Annotated in this window: 23 protein-coding genes; 12 read left to right on the top strand and 11 right to left on the bottom strand. The window is 45.2% G+C overall.

Translation table 11 applies throughout. The annotated features are described in order from the left end of the window. Positions 1-193 precede the first annotated feature (193 nt). The 3 genes from JGK22_RS27860 to JGK22_RS27850 all read left to right on the top strand — a co-directional run bounded on the left by JGK22_RS27860 (position 194) and on the right by JGK22_RS27850 (position 3,733). Positions 194-1,726 (top strand): NAD(P)/FAD-dependent oxidoreductase, encoded by a 1,533-nt coding sequence (locus JGK22_RS27860; RefSeq protein WP_293185684.1) that lies wholly within the window; start codon positions 194-196, stop codon positions 1,724-1,726. 308 nt (positions 1,727-2,034) lie between these two features. Beyond that, entirely contained in the window at positions 2,035-3,249 is a 1,215-nt protein-coding gene (locus tag JGK22_RS27855) for an FAD-dependent oxidoreductase (protein WP_293193314.1), read from the top strand. Between the two features lie 361 nt (positions 3,250-3,610). After that, positions 3,611-3,733, top strand: coding sequence for a hypothetical protein (locus JGK22_RS27850; RefSeq protein WP_293157680.1), 123 nt, complete (start codon positions 3,611-3,613; stop codon positions 3,731-3,733). A gap of 594 nt (positions 3,734-4,327) precedes the next feature. Here JGK22_RS27850 and surE read toward each other — a convergent pair. Continuing rightward, on the bottom strand, positions 4,328-5,005 hold the full coding sequence (gene surE, locus JGK22_RS27845; RefSeq protein ID WP_293193315.1) for a 5'/3'-nucleotidase SurE: 678 nt from the start codon (positions 5,003-5,005) through the stop codon (positions 4,328-4,330). A 149-nt stretch (positions 5,006-5,154) separates the two neighbouring features. Between surE and JGK22_RS27840 the strand changes: the two genes are divergently transcribed. Then, the gene (locus JGK22_RS27840; protein ID WP_293207415.1) at positions 5,155-6,591 is read left to right on the top strand and encodes a DUF3370 domain-containing protein; all 1,437 of its coding nucleotides are present in this window, start codon (positions 5,155-5,157) and stop codon (positions 6,589-6,591) included. A 62-nt stretch (positions 6,592-6,653) separates the two neighbouring features. Here JGK22_RS27840 and JGK22_RS27835 read toward each other — a convergent pair whose 3' ends face one another. The 5 genes from JGK22_RS27835 to JGK22_RS27815 all read right to left on the bottom strand — a co-directional run bounded on the left by JGK22_RS27835 (position 6,654) and on the right by JGK22_RS27815 (position 8,729). Beyond that, complete coding sequence (locus tag JGK22_RS27835) at positions 6,654-7,082, bottom strand: HNH endonuclease signature motif containing protein (protein ID WP_293207411.1); 429 nt, start codon at positions 7,080-7,082, stop codon at positions 6,654-6,656. After that, on the bottom strand, positions 7,079-7,438 hold the full coding sequence (locus tag JGK22_RS27830) for a hypothetical protein (protein ID WP_293207409.1): 360 nt from the start codon (positions 7,436-7,438) through the stop codon (positions 7,079-7,081). Before JGK22_RS27830 ends, JGK22_RS27835 begins: the two co-directional genes overlap by 4 nt. 71 nt (positions 7,439-7,509) lie before the next feature. Further along, a complete protein-coding gene (locus JGK22_RS27825) occupies positions 7,510-7,698 on the bottom strand; it encodes a hypothetical protein (protein WP_293207408.1) in 189 nt (62 codons plus the stop codon). A 30-nt stretch (positions 7,699-7,728) separates the two neighbouring features. Continuing rightward, positions 7,729-8,040: a DUF433 domain-containing protein gene (locus tag JGK22_RS27820; RefSeq protein WP_293207406.1), complete on the bottom strand. Its 312-nt coding sequence runs from the start codon at positions 8,038-8,040 to the stop codon at positions 7,729-7,731. Between the two features lie 164 nt (positions 8,041-8,204). Next, positions 8,205-8,729: a helix-turn-helix domain-containing protein gene (locus tag JGK22_RS27815; RefSeq protein WP_293207404.1), complete on the bottom strand. Its 525-nt coding sequence runs from the start codon at positions 8,727-8,729 to the stop codon at positions 8,205-8,207. Positions 8,730-8,805: 76 nt separating this feature from the next. Between JGK22_RS27815 and JGK22_RS27810 the strand changes: the two genes are divergently transcribed. The 7 genes from JGK22_RS27810 (at position 8,806) to JGK22_RS27780 (ending at position 12,674) form a co-directional block, all read left to right on the top strand. Beyond that, entirely contained in the window at positions 8,806-9,150 is a 345-nt protein-coding gene (locus tag JGK22_RS27810; RefSeq protein WP_293207402.1) for a hypothetical protein, read from the top strand. 57 nt (positions 9,151-9,207) lie between these two features. Continuing rightward, positions 9,208-9,747 (top strand): hypothetical protein, encoded by a 540-nt coding sequence (locus JGK22_RS27805; protein WP_293207400.1) that lies wholly within the window; start codon positions 9,208-9,210, stop codon positions 9,745-9,747. Positions 9,748-9,754: 7 nt separating this feature from the next. Beyond that, the gene (locus JGK22_RS27800) at positions 9,755-10,441 is read left to right on the top strand and encodes a hypothetical protein (protein ID WP_293207398.1); all 687 of its coding nucleotides are present in this window, start codon (positions 9,755-9,757) and stop codon (positions 10,439-10,441) included. Between the two features lie 150 nt (positions 10,442-10,591). Next, the gene (locus tag JGK22_RS27795) at positions 10,592-11,173 is read left to right on the top strand and encodes an Imm30 family immunity protein (protein ID WP_293207396.1); all 582 of its coding nucleotides are present in this window, start codon (positions 10,592-10,594) and stop codon (positions 11,171-11,173) included. 31 nt (positions 11,174-11,204) lie between these two features. Continuing rightward, positions 11,205-11,753 carry a hypothetical protein gene (locus JGK22_RS27790; RefSeq protein WP_293185704.1) on the top strand — a complete coding sequence of 183 codons (549 nt, stop codon included), beginning with the start codon at positions 11,205-11,207 and terminating at the stop codon, positions 11,751-11,753. Positions 11,754-11,979: 226 nt separating this feature from the next. Continuing rightward, positions 11,980-12,210, top strand: a complete 231-nt coding sequence (locus JGK22_RS27785) for a hypothetical protein (RefSeq protein ID WP_293207394.1) — start codon at positions 11,980-11,982, stop codon at positions 12,208-12,210. 17 nt (positions 12,211-12,227) lie between these two features. After that, positions 12,228-12,674 carry a DUF5958 family protein gene (locus JGK22_RS27780; RefSeq protein ID WP_293207392.1) on the top strand — a complete coding sequence of 149 codons (447 nt, stop codon included), beginning with the start codon at positions 12,228-12,230 and terminating at the stop codon, positions 12,672-12,674. A 159-nt stretch (positions 12,675-12,833) separates the two neighbouring features. On the opposite strand, the gene JGK22_RS27775 is transcribed toward JGK22_RS27780, so the two are convergent. Then, positions 12,834-14,120 carry a dihydrolipoamide acetyltransferase family protein gene (locus tag JGK22_RS27775; protein WP_293213523.1) on the bottom strand — a complete coding sequence of 429 codons (1,287 nt, stop codon included), beginning with the start codon at positions 14,118-14,120 and terminating at the stop codon, positions 12,834-12,836. Positions 14,121-14,140: 20 nt separating this feature from the next. On the opposite strand from JGK22_RS27775, the gene JGK22_RS27770 reads away from it, so the two are divergent. Continuing rightward, entirely contained in the window at positions 14,141-14,296 is a 156-nt protein-coding gene (locus JGK22_RS27770) for a hypothetical protein (protein ID WP_293185713.1), read from the top strand. On the opposite strand, the gene JGK22_RS27765 is transcribed toward JGK22_RS27770, so the two are convergent. From JGK22_RS27765 to JGK22_RS27750, 4 genes are all read right to left on the bottom strand, one after another. Beyond that, positions 14,293-14,733, bottom strand: coding sequence for a YlqD family protein (locus JGK22_RS27765; RefSeq protein ID WP_293185715.1), 441 nt, complete (start codon positions 14,731-14,733; stop codon positions 14,293-14,295). The genes JGK22_RS27770 and JGK22_RS27765 overlap by 4 nt on opposite strands. A 395-nt stretch (positions 14,734-15,128) precedes the next feature. Further along, the gene (locus tag JGK22_RS27760) at positions 15,129-17,078 is read right to left on the bottom strand and encodes a long-chain fatty acid--CoA ligase (protein ID WP_293219495.1); all 1,950 of its coding nucleotides are present in this window, start codon (positions 17,076-17,078) and stop codon (positions 15,129-15,131) included. A gap of 193 nt (positions 17,079-17,271) precedes the next feature. Next, complete coding sequence (locus tag JGK22_RS27755; protein WP_293314215.1) at positions 17,272-18,915, bottom strand: efflux RND transporter permease subunit; 1,644 nt, start codon at positions 18,913-18,915, stop codon at positions 17,272-17,274. 25 nt (positions 18,916-18,940) lie between these two features. Beyond that, positions 18,941-19,972, bottom strand: coding sequence for an efflux RND transporter permease subunit (locus JGK22_RS27750; protein ID WP_293185719.1), 1,032 nt, complete (start codon positions 19,970-19,972; stop codon positions 18,941-18,943). Positions 19,973-20,087 lie beyond the last annotated feature (115 nt).

Here is a 20,087-nt window from a genome sequence, read left to right as displayed (position 1 = left end):
GGGTTAAAGATTTTATTTGATAATTTTCCATCTCCGAATACCTTCTTCGTCCACGGAGGTGGACATCGTTTGTGTAGCCGCGATTTCCAATCGCCGGGGGGCTATAAGAAATCATCTTCAGAATTTCCTCAGAATTGAGCGTTAGCCTAAAAATAGAACGATCGCCCGATTCAATCGATCGAGGAAATATCCCATGAAAACAGATTACCTCATCGTCGGTAGTGGTTTATCAGCATTGGTTTTTGGAGCCTTGATGGCCAACTCCGGCAAAATCGTGCACATCCTGGAAGCTCACGAGCATCCCGGAGGCTTTGGCCACACCTTTACAATGGCCAAAAAATACACGTTTAATGCCCAATTCCACTACGTTTGGGACTGCGGCGAAGGACATACAGTCGATCGAGTTCTCAAAAAACTCAATCTCGATCGCGATGTCACCTTTGAGCGCTACGATCCGAATGGCTTCGACCACATGAGAATGCCTGGGTACGCCCTCGATATTCCCTCGGAAGCAGAGGAATTGATCCGGCGATTGTCGGCGCTGTTTCCCGAAGCGGGCGAGAGAATTCGCAAATTCGTCAACGAAGTCGAAAAAACTGGCGAAGGACTCAGAAAACTCGCTCCTCCCGTCAAACCAATTGAATTGCTCAAAAATTTCGGTGACGTATTCTGCGCCGTCCAACACCTCAATAGCACGCTTCAGGATGTTTTTGATAAATTCCAACTCCCCCAAGGCGCCCAAACTTTATTAGCCCTGCAATGGCCGGACTTTTTGCTACCTCCTAACCAGTTGTCTTTCTATGCTTGGATTGCTTTGTTTCGAGGCTATCAAGAAGGTGCATTTTATCCGACGCAGCATTTTGAAGATGTCATCAATTCTTTAGTTAAAGTCATTGAATCCAACGGCGGGAAAGTTTTACTAAACCATGAAGTCACGAATTTCCGGCTGACAGATAGAACTGTCACGGGAGTTGAAGCGATGGATTTGACAACGCATCAAACCCATGAATTCACGGGCGACACGGTGATTTGCAACCTCGACCCCAAAAGAGCAGCCAAGATGATTGGTCAGGAACTGTTCTCAAAAACAGTGCGGCGGAAACTTGATTATGAGTATTCTGCATCCAACTACATGGTGTACTGCGTTGTCAAAGATATCGACCTGCGAGACTACGGATTTGGCAAGTGGAATACGTTTCATTCCGAACATTTGGATCTGAATGAAGCTTTTGCTCAAATGTATGACAAAAATGATTTTTCTCGTCCGAGTTTTGCGATTACAACGCCGACTTTACTCACCGAAGCGCGGCGGGATTGTCCCGAAGATTGTCAAATTGTAGAATTTCTGACTGTGGCAAACTACAGTTATTTTAAACAACTTTGGGAGACCGACCGCAAAGCTTACAGGCAGAAAAAACAAGAGATTCTCGACTCAATTTTAGACGTAGTTGAAAAACACTATGTTCCCGATTTCCGCAAACACATGATTTTTCATATTACCGGAAGTCCTACCACTAACGAGCGCTTCTGTTGGTGTCCTAACGGCAATTCCTACGGTTCTACCCTGACGCCGAAAAACATGGGAGTCGATCGGCTAAATCACGAAACATCCCTCAACAATTTCTATTTTTGCAACGCATCCTCGGGCTATCCAGGCTTTGCACCGACATTTTGGACGGGGGCGCTGCTTTATCAACGTTTGTCCGGCGATGCGATTTTAGGCTAAGAGAAATTCGTTACTCGGCGATGGAAATCGCTAGTTGTGAAACGAAGTCTGCCTCCGCAGACTAAGAAATAAAAAGGGCATTACATCCAACCAGCCAGAAAACTAGAAACAGCTTCTAGTCCCTCCGTTATCAAAAGGAGTTAGGTAGGGCAGTTTATTGTCATCAGACAAATTAGGTACGTAGTTGCGCTTGAGCGCTCTTTCCTAATATTTATAAGGAGCGCTGAAGCGCAACTACATACCTTCTTTTTTTAAGCTCTTAAGCATTCGATGATTAATGTTCCACTCTATCAATTTAGGAGAGAACCATGAGAATTGCAATTGTTGGGGGCGGAGCTAGCGGTATGGCTACAGCCTACTGGCTCAACAAACAGGGACACCACGTCACTGTGTTGGAAAGTCAGCCGATTTTAGGCGGACACATTCGGACGCTCAATAAAAATGTTTTGCCCAATCAATCTGAGTGCAATGAAATATTAGAAAATGGGGTGCTAGAATTTCCCACTGTGTTTTACAATTTCGCGGCTTTAATGCAGGATCTAGGCGTTGAATTAGAACCCGTGCAGATTGGTTCATCGCTATTTTTTAAAGATGGCGGTCACTTTTTGTCAGCGGTTGCTATTCAAAAAAATTTTACGGGAATGCAACGCTTGATTGAGTATTTGCAACTCGACAGTCTCTATGCTCGTTCGGCTGGATTTCTGCTAAAAATGCGGTTTGCCAAACAGCACGATTTCTACGATATGCCACTTTCTCATAGTTTAAAAAAGTCGTGCGTCCGCAATGATTGGCTGAAGTTGCTGACGATGTACAGCTACTCGATACCGTTTGAATTGCTCGACGATTTTCCAGCGGAATTGGCGATGCCGGTGCTGCGCGAATATGCTTCGGTGAATTGGGTGAGGATTAAAGGGGGGGTCTATTCTTACATTGAAAAGATTCTGGAGCGGTATAAGGGTGATATCCTGCTGAATGTGGAGATTGCTAAGATTTTCAGAAGTGCTGGTGCTGTAAAAATTGTGCTGGCAAATGGGGAGACTCAGGAATTTGATAAGGTGGTGTTTGCGATGCCGCCAGACCAAGTGATGAGGCTGTTGGCTGACCCGACGGAGGCGGAAACGAAGCGGTTTGCGGCCTGGAAACCCAATTATGCCACGACTGTGCTGCATTCGGATACTTCGATGTACGATCGCTACGGTATTCGCAAGTTATCGGAATTCGATTTTTTCGAGACGGACAAGGGATGGGGCTACAATGCAAGCTTGAATCAGCTTTGCGGCATCACATCGCCGCGAGAGTACAGTTTAGCTTTTCATCTGGATGAATTGATTGCAAAAGAGCAAATTATTCACATTCAGAAACATCACACACCATTATATACAGTGGAGTCTTTCCGATATCGAGATGAAATTATCGAGACTAATGGCGAGAATCATACCTATCATGCGGGAGCTTATTTGGGAGATGGCTTGCACGAAGGAGCGATTACCTCTGCTTTGCGAGTCGCGAAATTAATCGGGTGAGTGGAACGTTGATGCTACAAACTCTAGGAAATAAAGTAATTTCCGACATTCTACACATGAGGAATTTATGGATATGCCTAAGAGTAGATGCTAGGAGTGCAAAACATAGTTTATAATCTACCAAAGATGATACGATACTAACAGCAAGTAAACTCGTGTCCGCTGAAAACACTGTAAAATAAGTTTGTAGTGGGTTAAGTCCTCAGAAAATGCTGAAGAATTAAGTCCTGACTACAAACTTATTCTATTAAGGCTAATTGACCGAACACGATATCGCACCTGTCTGTCGGGCAACTCCTTTTACTTGCAGTTAGGCAGAGGTTTCTATCGATGTTTTTTGAGTCAAAATTGAGGAATGATTATGTCAAAAGAAAGAAAAAGCAACAAAGAAGTCAAAAAGCCAAAAAAACAACCTGATGGTGTTGCTAAGCCGAAGGATGACAATAAAAATTTTGGTAGCAGGGACGGTCAGAAGGAGAGATAGCTGCCATTCTCGGGATGGCGATTAATTTTGTTTGATTGTCATTCCTCTCAAGTTTCAACCTATTTAAATATCCCGTTTTCGGCTCATCTGAAAACGGGTTTATTATTAAATCATATCCGCAGAGAATGCTCGCAATCATCAGATGGGTTTATCATGGTAATTTAGCCATAGGATATTATATTTAGGCTATATGGGCGGTTTTATTGTCGTCATACAATTTAGGTACGTAGTTGCGCTTCAGACCTATTTCCTAATATAAGCTAAGAACCTTTAATCTGAAGTACATAGTTGCGATGAAAGCGCTATTTCCTAATATAAGCTAAGAACCATTCATCTTAGGTACGTAGTTGCGCTTCAGCGCTCTTTATAGTATAAGCTAAGAACGCTTTCATCTGAGGTACGTAGTTGCGATGAAAGCGCTTTTCCCTAATATAAGCTAAGAACCTTTCATCTGAAGTACGTAGTTGCGATGAAAGCGCTATTTCCTAATATGAGCTAAGAGCGCTGAAGCGCAACTACATACCTTGGGGCAAGGGCGAGCCGACCTTTGAGCGATACTTTTGGTATGAGAATAAAACCACCCTACCTAATCCCTCACAGAGATATCTCAGTCACAGCAATATTACCGCCAAAACACACCTCAACATCAGTCCCCGGCGCTCGATCGCGATTTCCATACTCTCCCACATAATAAAAGTATTCTCCCTCTTGGCGGTAAACCACAGGCAGCGGCTGAGTTGAAGGGCGACAAAACACAATTTCCGGTTCCGCACTTCCCGGCGCTAAATGCGGAAAATTCACATTCCAGAAACACCCCGGCTTTGGTTCGCGATTCAGCAAATCGGCCAACACCCGCGATGTCCAGCGAGTCGCGACATCCCAGTCAATTTCCAGCGGCCTTTTAATTCTATGGGAAATTGCGATGCCAGGAATACCGTGCATAGCTGCTTCCCGCACCGCAGCAACTGTACCTGAAATGTACACGTCAACGCCCAAATTGCCGCCGGCGTTAATCCCGGAAAGTACCAAATCCGGTTTTGGACAAACGTGATTGAGAGCAATCCGCACGCAGTCTGCGGGTGTTCCTCCTACAGCATACTCGACGGACGATCGCCGATCGACATGAATCGGACTGTGAGCAGTCACCTGATGCCCGCAGCCCGAAAGTTGCCCTTGAGGGGCCACCATAATTGTCTTGCCCTCTACAGCCTGCAAAAGTGCCTGAATCCCCGGAGCATCAATGCCGTCGTCGTTGGTTAAAATTATCGTCATTGAAAATTTGTCCTAAATTTGACTATATCCGCAAAAATTGACCTAAAATTCCCAAACTCAAGGAAATGTCAACCTAGTTGTGGTAAAGTTTTGTGTCGATTGCTTTGCGTCAAAGCAATTTGCAAGTTCAGTTAAACGCGCTCACAGCTATGTTTTTGTTACCAATTCTACCCTTAGCTCAAGCAATCCCGAAACCTCCGAGTCAACAAGTCATCCAAATTCAGCGAGAAGTCCCGCTACCGGAAAACGAACTGGATTTACCACCACAACCGCAGACAACCGGCCCGCTGAAAACTGTGACGGTGCCCCAGCAAGTGCGCGTTTTGCCGGGAAAACTCGACAGCATCCCCGTTTTCAACAGTAACAGCCCGGAAGTTGTACAAACCGAAGGCATTTTGCTCTCCACATTTCCCGAGGAAGCCAAACAAGTACCTTCTGCACACTTAAACTTTGCCTTCAAAGGCCGATTTGACATCTTCGCCCACCACATCGCCAAAGCTAAAAATCGTGCCGAAACTCGCACCTTATTTCAAGGCATAATTGTCCACAATCCCAACTCGGAACCTGTTACTTTAAATATCCTGCAAGGAGCGACTTATTTAACTCGCCCGGATGCTTTGTTTGTCGATTTGCCGTCGTATTTAGAAAATCGATTTGGCACTGTGTTTGCGGGGCCTGGCAGCCGCATCACCAGCGATGTGCTGCGGGGGCACAGACAAGCCATTTTGCCGGCTTCCATCGAGATTCCGGGCAATCAGAGCCGAATGCTGATGAATTTGCCGATACCTGTGGGGACTGTGACGCCTGCTTCTAACGGGCGATCGACTTTAATGCGAGTGTCGAGCAGCAATTCGGTTTATGTTGCTAGTTTAGCGATGTTTGCTCCTCAAACTAAAGAAGGAGTCGAGCAATATCCGACTTTAGAACAGTGGGAAAATATTTTAAACACGAAAGGTTTAGCTGGGCCGAGAGATTTAGCACCAACTCCCAGAGGCGAAAATCCACTGCAAAAAATTTACGGGCGCGTTGCCGGAGTCGCTGAAGGTTCCGAGTGGAAAGCTCAAATTACTGACAATTCGAGAACCGATTATTTAACCGTTCCCAAGCGCGGCGAATCATTTTCCTATGCTTTGAGCACTACTGATACGGGTACTTTTGGGACTGGTCAAATTCAAAGCGCTAAAATGTTAGCTCGCTATCCAGATACTGCTTATTTTGCTCACGGTAATTACGGAATTCAATACAATTTAACTTTTCCGCTTTACAACAAATCTCGCGAGTCCCAATCTGTCAGCATTAGAATGCAAACACCGATTAAAGCAAATAAAGAATCGGCCGGACTTACGTTTTACGATCCTCCGGAAAATCGGATATTTTTTCGAGGTACGCTGCGGGTGATGTTTAATGATGATACGGGGAAGACTTTGACGCGCTACATTCACATTGTGCAGCGCCGGGGACAGCAGGGGGAAGCTTTGGTGAATGTGAATATGAAGCCGGGGGAACGCCGTTTGGTGCAGGTGGATTTCTTGTATCCGCCGGATGCGACGCCGCCGCAGGTTCTGACTGTGCGATCGAGTAATTAGTTGATGGTTGACAGTTGAATTGCGGGCAAATTTTAGTTATAGTGTGGCTTGAACACGATCGATTAATCGGATTTTGTTAACGATTGAATTTTGATAGATAGCTTGCGTTCGATCAGATATTCTGCACGATTAACCTGCAATAAACGTACAGTGACTCGACCGATCGCAGTTAGAGGTTGGATTGTACCATTTTCAGTTTGAATTTGAAAATGGTCTTCCCAGGAATCTTTTCGAGGATTGTAAAGTCGAACCACTTCACCTGTTTCTGGATCGATCGAGGCAATGTCGCTTCCTTTATTTTTGTTACAAATTGAGCAAGACAAAGCCAGATTACTTTCAACTGTTTCGCCGCTGTGTTTTTCTGCAATGATATGGTCTATTTGGTGAGACGAAAGGGCGAGTGTTTCTGGAATTAAACAATATTCGCAGTATCCGTTGGCGCGATCGCATACCATTCGTCGCAGACTAGCTGAAACGTAGGTTTTACTCATGCTACCTCGCTCAGTTTCAGCAGGGCTTGTGCTTTGGCAATGCGTACTAAATGTTCGACAAATTCGTATTGTTGCCACAGGCGCTGCTCGATCGGCGTGAGTCCTTCCGTGCGGTTTTTCTCTAATAAAGTATCGATTTCAGCTTGAAGAGCATCGGATAAACGCAGGGCTAATATTTCTTGTGGCGATGGTAAACTTGCTATAAATTCTAAGATTTGCGTGAGTCCAGAAAATCCGCTTGAAGGATTAGCTTCGACTTCCCTCAATCCCAGCATCAAAATCTGTGGTAACTCATCTTTGAGAGGATCTAGCCGCAGTGCTAGTTCGTCGGGAATTTGAAGGGTAATTGTTGCCATTTTTTTTACTCACTGACGCTCTAATTTAATCCTAGCACAATAGACGACGGGAATTGTAATTATAATGATTATTAAGAAGATTTTGGGTATTCCTGAAGTATAAATGTCTGTTGGCTACCTTTAATATTTTGTTTCATCACCCGAAGTAGACGATTCTCCATCGGCTGTGTATCTTGAGTGAAAAAGTCGTGGAGTACCTGCACTTTACCTGCATAATCTCGATCGGCTTTACAAATTATAATTCCTGCGTGATTTGACATTGTAGAGTGGAGATTGATGAAATCTTTTAGTTACTCATTTTCAGCAAGCCACAGCTCGATTTCTTCTCGGTTGCGATCGTAATAGTTGGTCACCGCTTGCAAATCTTGAACGGTGAGTCCTGGATAATTATAGAGAAGTTCGGCTTCAGTTGCGCCCTGTTGTTGATAAGTAACAATCGTCCAGACGGGAATGCGGGTATCGCGAATTCGCGCTGCACCGCCACAAATTCCGGGAGTTTTGTGAATGGGATGCTGAAGGGTTTGGACGAATTTCAGGGCTTCTGCGAGCAAGTCATCAGGCAGTGTTTCAATGGTTTGGAGAAGTTGTTCTTTGATGGTCATAATCGATCGCCAAAATCTGATTGAATCGTAGCACAATAGAAATACGATCGCCCTTATTTGAGAAATGCAGCGTGCGATCGCCCGGCGAGACAAGGTAAAAGTGCGATCGCCCTTCCTGATTTGAGTCGCTTCACTGTACTATGCAGTTGAATAGCGCCAAAATTTTAGTTAGAGTTGTTGTCGAGGTCTAGATTTTGTATTGATAGTTTTGAAGGTAGCGGTACAGTTATTTGTAGGAAAACATCAATTGTTATTTGATTGTTTTCAAAAGTTATATTAGTTACGTTAAATTTAGTATTGTCAGATAAACTGTCTTTAACAGCAAATTTAGTAGGTGGCTTAGTTTTATATCCAGCATCCTCAAGCCATTCAGCAATATTTCTCCAGTTTTCGATCTTTGCACTGCCTTTACCCACCAGACTTTTAACGTACTTATATAAGGTAGCGCACAGGTCAGTTTCAACTCCTTTGGGGGTTTTTTGCAGCTTTTCTGCAATTTCAGAGGGACTATAACCGCAGAGTAGACCGCGAAGGTGTCGTTTTTCCATTGGGGTGAGGCGTTTTCCCTTGGCCGAGGCCAGGTCTGCGTAGAGGGTTTCTAAGTCCCAGTGTTTGGCGACTTGAGTAAATTGCTCGTCGGCTGGCGGCATAGACAGATGAGGTAAAAATTCCTGATGAAAGTCTAACATAATTACTGATGAGTGTTACGTAAAAGCTGAGGTTGGCTAGGTTATTATTGAGTATAGTCTGTAGCACGTATCTGAAATGAAGTACCAAGACCATACTATAGTTATGGGTAAAATTTCAGTAGTTCTGCTGGTTTTGGTATCTGGATGCAGTGGCTTTGAGAATACAAGTAACCCTAATAAGGTTTATTGTAACTATCCAGTAAGAATAATTTGGGGAATTGCTGTAATTCCAAAATGTACCTCTAATGGAAGCTATATCGATCTAAAAACAGGTCACGGTTATGACTCAAATGATTATCCAATAATAGTAAAATTCGGTCGCTCTCGCGTGCGTTTTAAAAATAATATCCTTGACTGGAAAACATCGTATTTTACGTCAAATGCTAGTCAGGTAGAATTGACATTTTCAGTAGAGCCGTAAACGATCGACGCTCAAACATCAAAAAACCCTGTTGTTACACTTTATTCAGTAAAAAACATGAAGGCATTATTTCGTAAGTCTATATCGGTTGTACTCACTATCGCAGTCCTAGCTTTGGCAACAGATTTAGTACAAGCTCAAAGGCGGCGGCCGCGTGGAACGGCTTCTTTAGGTGAGATGAATTGCCAGAAAATAACAGACAGAGCTTCTTATATCGCTATAAATCAAGATGTTCCTATAGGGCTGGAAATATTTAAAGCTGTTGCATATCTAGGAAACGGCCCTACTTATCTGGAGGAGAGTGGTCAAGTAGCTTGTAGGTTGGCTGCACAAGGAGAAAAGCCAAAATTTAGGACTTTGACTCTTGGTTTTGGTTTACCTGACAATAATGACAATTCTAAAGGAGCTTTAGTTCGCTTGTCAATTTACAAAGATGGAAACTTTTTTGAGTATCGAGATGTAACGGCAGGACAGAAATTGCTTTGGCCAATTAATGTCACCAACGTTCGTAGTATTGCTTTAGAAGCTGAGTGTAAAAGACGGTCATCAGGAAATTCTTGTCCCGCTCTTTACTTTTACCAAGACATTTTAGAGTAAGAAACTTATGAACCGCAGAAAATTTATTCAATACAGCGCATTAGGTAGCGCTTCATTTATTGTCAACTTGGGTTTACACAATCCCCAAAAAGCCGATGCTTTTTTATTCTTATTAGCTAATCCTCTGTTACGCCTTGTCTTGGGAGGATTGGGTAGAGGCGCTTTCTCGTTTTTCCAACAGCGAAATCAACAATGGTTTGACAAACGCTTAGAAGTGCAGTTAGCGCAACGCGAATTTCTGGAAAGACAGTTTACAAATGTGGCTGTTGCTGAAGTTAGGAGTCCTCAATATAGTGTAGTAGTAGGTTCTGAACGCCGCGAGTCTTTGGGCAAGAATGTTGTTCTCGCTTTTCCTCGAATAGAATACGATCGACCAACTATGTCAGCATTTTCTGGTGCAGCTTCTATTGGGATGTCTATTGCAGCAATGTATTTGCGAGAGAATCAGAGGTTGAGTTTGGATGAAGTGCAAGCATCTGTTTTGCCGCGACTGGGAGGAGGTGCTAGTTATTCTGATTGGCGGAATTGGGACTCGACTAGCTTTAGATATTATCCAAATAATTACTCAGATACTGGAGTTAGGATTCGCTACGATGCTGTTGAACCCCGTCGCGGCGGATTCGGAATAATTGAAGTTACAGTTGACGCCTATCGTCCGATCGTAATTCCACAAATTAGAGTCAATTATGCCTAGCTAATAGTTGCTATAAAATTCGATCGCCTATCCATCCCAAAACCCGATCGCCTCCCATTCACCAAAAGCAATCTTCCATGATTTAATTAAAATAGCGAACCCTTTTTCACTGGCATGGTCGGGTACTTTTGATAAAGTGGGAGACATAAGATGAACGTTACTCAATTAATAGAAACATTAAATGCTAATAAATTCATCCGCTCTGATGAAGAAGCAATGAATTTTGACTTCGCTTTAGCCGAACTTGCCCTACATCCTAATAGCGAATATTTGCCAGCACTCTATCTAGTTTTAGATGACAGATGCGAACAACATGAAGTCATGTATGGTCTGATTCATTTTCTGGAGTCTTTTGAGCTAAAAGACCAGTTGCAGGCGTTTATTGATAGCATAGACAGAATGATTGTGAATGCTAAAGAATGGACAATGATTCTACTTTATGGAATTCTCAATCAGGATTTAGGCCGGAGTTTATATGGCGAGATGTTACATTCTACCCATTCTCAAAATCGGGATTTATGTACAAATTTACTGCGCGAAATAGTTGCTAATGAATCCCCTCCTTTATCTTCCCATGCTGAGTCAGTTATTTCCGGCGCAACTGCGATCGACATTAATATTGATGAAATTCAGAGGGATCTATCGAGCTTTATTAAACTCATCCAAGAGGGTAATATATTGGTACTCTTGCAAGACGATCGACCAATAGCCGAAATTAAACCAATCAAATAAAGCCTCTCGCCATTAGATAGGAGCGATGAAGATGAATAACTATAGCAATTTTACAATCCACCTAGAAGAACCTAATGGCGAAAAATATGCTGATGCACCAGATGACTCATTAGGAGAACTTTCGCATTTTGAATTAGGGCTGAAACTATTTTGCTTTGAATGCGATCGCCCAGTTTCAATAGAAATCGGTGAACAAAAAATCAAACTTTTTTTAGACCCCGATATATGTATGCTCCTAGAAGATGAACTCCCCAAAAAACTCAGTGAGTTATCTCAAGGCAAACCCATCAAAATAGAATTTGTTGAAAGTGTGTGCCTTACTTTTGAATTGCAGCCCTTAACCAACGATAAAATTAGTTGTAATTTCAAAGAATTTGGATATTTATCTCCAAATCAGTTTACGCTAAAATCCAGAAATCAACAATTGGAACTGAATAAAAATCAAGTTATCACAGAGTTAAAGGGATTTGTTGAACAACTCATGGAAATGGCTCTAAATGGCGGCTATATCACCCCCGAAGAAAAGCAAGAATTCCTGATGCCACTCCGCGAAATTGCGCCTGCTTCGGCTATTTGTTAATTAAGTGCGATCGCCCTTAATCTCCAAAAGTGCGATCGCCCCAAAGTGAACTGTCAGTCAATCAAACACCGTTTCTCAAGAAAATTATCCTTGAGGATGCGGTAAATCAAACACCACTTCAAATCGGATGTTAGGCACTCGTTGCCGAAACAACACAGGACTTAGGCAGAACCCACCTATAGTGAAAGTAGGGGCAAACCCCCCGTGGTTGCCCCTGGATCGGTCTATGGTGCATCCAGGACTGAACAATGGCACAATAGGAGAAACTTCTAACAGATTGCAAGGCATGAGCGACAGCGAGCGGATTTCAGTGGTTTTGCCAACACAGGCTAAAAAGGAATTAGAAAAGTTGTGCGATATCGAAAAGCGATCGATCTCCAACTTTGTCTACCTTCTGATTCAAGATGCGATCGACCAAGCAAAAGCATCCGGCAAACTCAAATCAACAGATGGCTGAAACTAAAATTTTATTTAATGAATCTAACCGATGAAATTACAATCAATCAAATTCAACAAGCCCTAATTAGCCAAGAAGATGCAAAAAACTGGTTTCTAAGCTTCCCAACCCAAGGCCAGCAGGAAATATTGCAGCGGCTATCCTACATGACCATCCAAGCAGGGGCGCGAGAAGAAGATGTTTGCCTAGCTATTACTAAATCAAAACTTCGCACAACTTACACTCCTTGCGTATTGCTGAGCAAAGGGCGATTAAAAGAACAAATGGCAAAGCTTTTGAAACTGCCGTCCTCAGAATTTATCAAAACCTTTTTTCTATTAATCAGTTTATTAGCAATTGCTGATGCCCGCAGGTACGATAAATATTGTCAAGATGGCTGTAGCCACTGGTGGCATCGTGATTTGAGCGATCGCAAAGTTGTAGATGAAATTCGGTGCGTGTTTGAACAAAGTATTCTTGTTTGAGTTATAGTATGCTGTGACTCAAACAAAGAAACCGGGGTTTTTCCTGAATTTTGTGTACTTCATAAACCGGGAATCTGCTGTATGTATTTTCCCACTCATCTACTTAGTCTAAATCCCCCTTTCCCCCCAATCAGGGTAAAAGAGGGATTTAGGATAAGACTAAAGTGTCAAAGACTGAGGATTTGTCTCGATCAATTTCGCTAAATCCTGCAAGAAAGACGCAGCATCAGCACCGTAAATAATTCGGTGATCGCAAGTAATATTAACTTGCATTTGCCGCTTCACTCCCATCAAGCCTTCCTCGTTAGCTACGACTTGGGGCCGCGAAGAGCCGATCGCCAAAATCGAGCCTTGATTCGGCGGCAAAATCGCGTCAAACTTATCTACTCCATACATTCCCAAATTGGAAAGAGTAAAAGTTCCCGTGCTGTATTCGTCGGGTTTTAGCTGTTTGGCGCGGGCGCGATCGACTAAATCCTTCCAACTGCGGGAGAGAGAATATATGTCCAGGCGATCGGCATTTTGCAACACCGGCGTAATCAAACCGCCGCCGTCCATCGCCACCGCTACCGCCACATTAATATCAGCACGGTGTTGAATTCCCGACTCCACATAACAAGCATTCAGCAGAGGATGTTTTTGTAAAGTTACCGCTACTGCTTTTGCCAGCATAGCCGTCATCGTGACGCCTTTTGACTTAATTTGTTTGTAGAGTTTGTCGAGATTGTCAGTAGTAATTGTATAGCCGACGCGGAAACAGGGCACGCTCAAACTTGCTTCCATATTGCGAACCACCGCATTTTGCAGCGCATTCATCGGTACTCTGTTACCGGAAAGCGCTACCGCTGGGACTGGTGCGGGTGCGGGTTTGGCTGCTGCGGGTGCGGGTGCTGCGGGTGCGGGTGCTGCGGGGACTGTTACTGGTTGCTGAACCGGAGCTGGTTGGGCTTTACCGGCTGCTGCTTCCACATCTTCTGCAACAATCCGACCGTTGGGGCCGCTGCCTTTGATTGAATTTAAATCTACTTTAAACTCTTTGGCTAATTTGCGAGCGCGGGGAGAGACGATGCTGCGGCCGTTTTGGCGGCTGACGTTTTGCTGCAAACCCACTGATGCTGTAGCTGCGACAGGAACGGGGGCTGCGGCTGCTGGGGCTGCGGCTGCGGGGGCGCCGGCTCCTTGTTTCTGGGCGGCGGCGATTTCGGCTTCTGTTTCTGCGACTAGGGCGATCGCAGCTCCGACCGGAGCAACTTCGCCTGCTGGTACAATAATTATTGCTAGATAGCCTTCGTAGAAAGACTCGACATCCATGTCGGCTTTGTCAGATTCAACTACGACTACCGTTTCGCCCTTTTCTACTTTGTCCCCAGCGGATTTGACCCAGGAAACAATTTTGCCCTCTGTCATGGTAGAGCTTAGGGCTGGCATGAAAACTTCGCGAATCATCTGTAAAAATTCCTTGTGAGTTGGTAATTGGCGATCGGTATTTGGGAATTGATAATTGGCGATCGGCAATAGTTATTATTATGCCAGCCTCTAGTCCGAAGATGTGCGGCTATCAACTCAAAATTACCTACCAATTACCAATTATCAATTACCAATCACCAATTTCTAAGTTCTAAATATCACCTCGAATTTCTTCGACAATGCCGTCGCGGAGCAGAACTTCTATTTGCATTTTTTGAATCAAGTTTTCTCCCACCCCGACGGTGAACGTGCCGTCAATTTGACCTTGACTCACTTCTTGTTCGAGGTCTAGCACCTGCACTTGCTGAAGCTGTTGCAGGTTTTGGTTTTTCTGTTCTAGCAGTTCGCTCTTTCTTTGATTCACCTGCACTTGAATGTTTTCTATTTGCTGCATTACTTGCGGGCCGGGGGGTTGCAGGCTTTGCTTTTGGATTTCTGAAACCATCCGCTGCCCTTGCATTTCTAGCTGTTGTAGCTGAGAATCTATTTGATTGATTTGGGCTTGGAGTTGCTGTTGAGCTTCTTCTTTCCAGCGGGGAGTAACGACGACTTTTACGTTAATCGATCGCTTCAAGAGTAATTGTGGTTCCATAAATTTGTTGCTTGTCAATTGGGAATTAGGCATTAGTCAGAAGTGCGAGCGTCCCCGCTCGCGAACAACAGTCATCAGTCATTAGTCAATAGTTGGTAGACATTTCCTAATGACTCAGGACTCGGACTCGGGACTCGGGTGTTGGTGTCAACTGAACGTCAAACCTATTATCAGTCTTCTGTCTGGCGATTCAGGCCAGATCCCCCCTAGCCCCCCGATCGAAGGGGGGGATAAGAATCTTCTCTTTCGTCCCCCTTCTTAAGGGGGATTTAGGGGGATCTTGCCTCTGCTATAAACGAGAGATACAAAGGTTTTCAGGCGATTGTTGACACCAATGGGGACTCGGGTGTTGGGATAATTTTTGCTTTTCCATTCCCCAAGTCCAGCGAATATTTTCAAAACATCCCGTCAATCATATCGCGGTAGTGTTCCGTCACAACCGGGCGCTTAATTTTCAGGGTCTGAGTCAACATTCCATTTTCCATCGAAAATGGCTCCTGAATCAACCGGAACGGGCCAATGCGATCGTCCGCGCGGTATCCGGGGCGATTTTGCACCTCCCGGTTCAATTCTTGACGGAATAAGTCTTGAATTTTCTTGCTATTCCAGTCAATTTCGTGTATTGGCGGATTCTGAGTTTCTGCCCATTTCTGCACGGCTTCTGAATTGGGGACAATTAAGGCGCCGATCGATTTTTGGTCTTGACCTACTACCATAATTTGGTCGATGTAGGGGCTGCGGACGCAGGCATCTTCGATCGGCTGCGGTTCGATATTTTCGCCGTTGCTGAGGACGATCGTATCTTTGGCGCGCCCGGTCAAAACTAAGTCATTGCCCGGTGTCAGCCAACCCAAATCGCCGGTGTCAAACCAGCCTTCGGAGTCAATGGCTTTCGCGGTAGCTTGGGGATTGAGATAGTAGCCCTGCATGATTTGCGGCCCGCGTCCCAATACTAAACCGCGCTGGCCTGTTGGCAGTTGCTGTTTAGTTTCGGGGTCAACTATTTTAATTTCAGTATGGGCGATCGGCTGTCCGGCAGAACCTTTAAGATTGTGCCAAGGGCGGCGGACTGTTAAAACTGGAGATGTTTCAGTTAAACCGTATCCCACCAACAAACCGATATTCGCGATTTCAAAGAAATTGTCTAAATGCGCGGCCAAAGAACCGCCGCCGCTAATTGCCCACTTAAAACGCCCTCCCGTAGCTTCCCGGACTTTTTGATAAACCAGTTTTTCGGCGATCGCGTGTACGGGAGACAACAGAATACTTTTGATCCGGGCGATCAGTTTTTCCGAAGCAGAAGCAGGTTTCAAACTGAGAGTTAAACCTTGAAAAATGCGGCGGGCTTCAATGTATTGCTGGCTGGCAGATAACAGAAAATTAACCAATTTTTGTTTGTTGGGTGGCTGTTCCCTAAATTGCTTTTGTACAGCCTCGTAAATCGATTCCCAGATGCGCGGAACGCTCACCATGTACTGGGGCTTGCAACTTTTAAAGTCTTGTTTGAAATAGCGAATGCTGGTGTAAATTTGCGTGCATCCTTGGGAAAGCAGGAAGTATTCGACTGTGCGTTCGTAGGCGTGCCAACTGGGCAGGATGCTGAGGGCTGATTCGCCCGGTTCGGGTTGCAAAATTGTGCCGAAGGTGGTGAGTTGGTGCAGCAGGTTCCCGTGAGTCAGCATGACGCCTTTGGGTTTGCCGGTGGTGCCGCTGGTGTAGAGGAGAGTGGCGAGGGTTTGGTGGTTGTGGTTGGCGGGTTTGAAGGGGCGGTTAGCGCCTGTGGCCATGACTTGGGAAAATTTGACTGTGGTTAGCGTGGGGCTGGTTTCTGGTTCCTCGTCGGAGAGAAGGACGATAAGTTCGATCGGCAAATCGGGGAGGCGGGCTTGCAGTTTTTTGAGTAAGGCCAGGTTTTCGACTACTAAAGCGGTACTGCCGCTGTCTTGGATGATGTAGAGGAGTTCTTCGGGGTCGGCGGTGGCGCCTCGCACGGCGTTGGCGGCCCCAGCGGTCATGATACCTTGATCGGCTATCAGCCAGCGGGGGCTGTTGTCGGCGAAGAGGGCGACGCGGGGAGGGATTATTTCTGCTGGGTTTGCATTGATGCCGAGGGCCTGCAATCCGCTGGCGAATTGCTGGATTTGTTGGTAGAGGTCGGTATAGGTGAGTTTAATTTCGGGTTTGCTGTGGGGATCGTGGAGGGCGACGGTTTGGGGAAATCGCTGTTTGACGATCGCCCAAATTTCAGGTATCGATCGAATGGAACTGTAATCGATCGTGCGGCTGAGGTTGGCGCGTTCAATGTCGCTCATTTGGGAGGAACTGTCAGGTGCGGGGCGGTTCATAGAATATTTTTTGTGAGTTGTGGGCGATCGAACTATTTGATGCGAATTTAGCATCTCTAGCCCCCCTGCATCATAGCCTTCTGCCCAAAGAAGACTTTTCTAGAAGTTAATTTTTAGGTACGTAGTTGCACTTGGGCGCTCTTTATATGAAAGAGCGCTTAAGCGCAACTACATACCTTAGAAGATTGGGCTGTTACAACGGCGCTACTCGATCGCGCTCAACCTCGTCGCGGGGAGCAGTTTTTCCATCCAAACTCGTGCCATCATCGTGGGGCGGATGTTCCGGGCGATCGCGTTTTGTAAAGCGATCGCGAGCCGAGACAATCACCACATACAGCACCGGCACCATAAACAAACTCAAGAAAGTAGAAACAACCATCCCGCCCGCGATCGCATTCCCGAGCGATCGGCGACTGGCTGCACCTGCACCTTCGGGATTAACCAGAGGCAGAATCCCCAAAACAAACGCCAAAGAAGTCATCAAAATCGGTCGCAAACGCTCTTGAGCCGCCTCAACTGCTGCCTTAGCAATTGAATATCCCCGCTCCCGCAACTGGTTAGCAAACTCCACGATTAAAATTGCATTTTTACTCGACAATCCAATCAACATCACCAAACCAATTTGGCAATAAACATCATTCGCCAAACCCCGCAACGACTGAGCCAAAAGCGCACCTAAAATCGCCAGAGGAACCGACAGCAAAATAATAAAAGGATCGACATAATTTTCGTACTGAGCCGCCAAAACCAAGAACACAAAAACCAGCCCCAAACCAAAAATAATCGGCGCTTGACCCCCCGACTCAATTTCTTCCAAAGAAGTCCCCGACCATTCATAGCCAAAACCAGACGGCAAAACTTGAGCAGACACCTTTTCCATCGATTTAATCGCCTGTCCCGAACTCGCACCCGGAGCGGGAGAGCCATTGATTTCAATTGACCTAAATAAATTGTAGTGGTTGACAGTTTGGGCTCCCACTACCGGAGTTAGCTTCACCAAATTGCTCAAAGAAATCATTTCATTCTTTGCAGAGCGGACATACAATTTACCAATATCTTCAGGATTAGCACCGAACTGTTTATCTGCTTGCACGTACACCCGATAATTGCGCTGCTGGAGAGTAAAATCGTTTACATACTGCGAACCCAGAGCCGTTTGTAGCGTACTGAAAATATCACTAATAGAAATATCCAAAGCCTTAGCCCGATTGCGGTCAACTTCCACAACTAACTGAGGCGTATTCGCAGCAAACGTACTAAAAACCGCTTGCAATCCCGGCGTCTGATTCGCCTGCTTCAAAATCCCACCCATCGCCTGAACCAGAGCATCTAAACCGCTGTTTCCTTTGCGATCTTGAAGTTGAAATTGGAAGCCTCCAAATTGACCTAAACCTTGAATTGCGGGCGGATTCACCGGGAAAATTCTTGCTTCTGGAATTGCCGAAAGCTGACCCCGCAACTTACCAATAATCGCTTGTACGCTTTGAGCTTCTCCGTGACGCTCGCTCCAGGATTTAAGCGTAGTAAAGATAATACCCTGGTTAGAAGTGCTGCCGCTAAAACCAAAGCCACCCACAGAGAAAGTCCCTACAACCTCAGGAAGTTTCAGAATTTCTTGTTCAACTTCATCCATCACTTTGCGAGTATATTGCAGCGAAACTCCTTGGGGGCCTTGAATAATTGTCAGAAAATAGCCCTGATCTTCCTCTGGGATAAATGCCGTGGGTACTGATAGATAAAGCCAAGCTGTGACTCCCAGAGAGGCTATGAATACGAACGTGACAATGGTTTTAATTCCCGTGAGAAATATCAAAGATTTCCGATATTGCCGCTGCATCCAATCAAGAACCCTATTTACCCGGTCAAACACCCAACCTAGCGGGCCTCCAAACTTCTAAAGTCGTATCAAGCGCGACTCGATGTATCAACCCAGGAGGAAAACTTGTTGCGAGTTTTTCCATTTCTGCTTTAACAGCATGAGCCACATTCAAAGCATTGCTTCCCGGCAATTGATAAATTCCCAAACCCACCGCATCATTGCCCCGAAATCGCAGGAAAGAGCTGTAATTTTCGGCTCCTAATTCCGCTCTGCCGACTTCTTTTAACTTAACTACAGTGCCATTTCCATCAGTTTTAAGGACAATTTCTTCAAATTCTGCTGGTTCTTGCAGACGGCTTTTAGCCCGTAAATCAATTTGATACATTTGCCCGTCGGGAGCGGGTTCTTGACCAACTCTCCCAGCACCAACTTGTAAGTTTTGTTCGTTAAGCGCCCTGGTTATATCTTGCATTGTCAAACCGCGAGCTGCTAACTTATTGGGGTCGATCCACAGGCGCATGGCATAGCGGCGTTCCCCAAAAATTCGCACATCGCCAACACCTTTGATCCGCTTTAAAGCATCTGCCAAATACAAGTCAGCGTAGTTGCTTAAAAATGTGGTGTCGTATTCTTTATTTTCGGTAAATAAGCCGATCGCCAGCAAGAGACTGGTAGATTGTTTGGTAACTCTCACTCCCGTGCGCTGTACGGCATCTGGGAGTTGGGGTTGAGCGACTGACACTCGATTTTGGACATCGACAGCGGCAATATCTTTGTTGCGCGACGGATCGAAAGTTGCAGTAATAGTGCTAGTGCCGTCATTACTGCTGCTAGAAGTTAGATATTTTAGCCCTTCTACGCCGTTGATTTGCCTCTCTAGGATATTCGTAACGGCATTTTCGACAATTTCGGCACTCGCCCCGCTATAGTTAGCCGTGACGCTAATTTGGGTGGGGCTGATGTCAGGGAAGCGTTCGATCGGCAGTGTGGGGATGCTGATTGCGCCTACTAAAATGATAATTAAGGCGCAGACACTAGCAAAGACAGGTCGTTTGATAAAGAAATCTGCAAACATAAATTTGGTAATTTCTAAAGGTACGTAGTTGCGCTTCAGCGCTCTTAGGTACGTAGTTGCGCTTCAGCGCTCTTAGGTACGTAGTTGCGCTTCAGCGCTCTTAGGTACGTAGTTG

It is taken from the genome of Microcoleus sp. PH2017_08_TRC_O_A (assembly GCF_020738665.1).
Classification (GTDB): domain Bacteria; phylum Cyanobacteriota; class Cyanobacteriia; order Cyanobacteriales; family Microcoleaceae; genus Microcoleus.
This window is presented reverse-complemented; position numbering and strand designations above follow the sequence as displayed.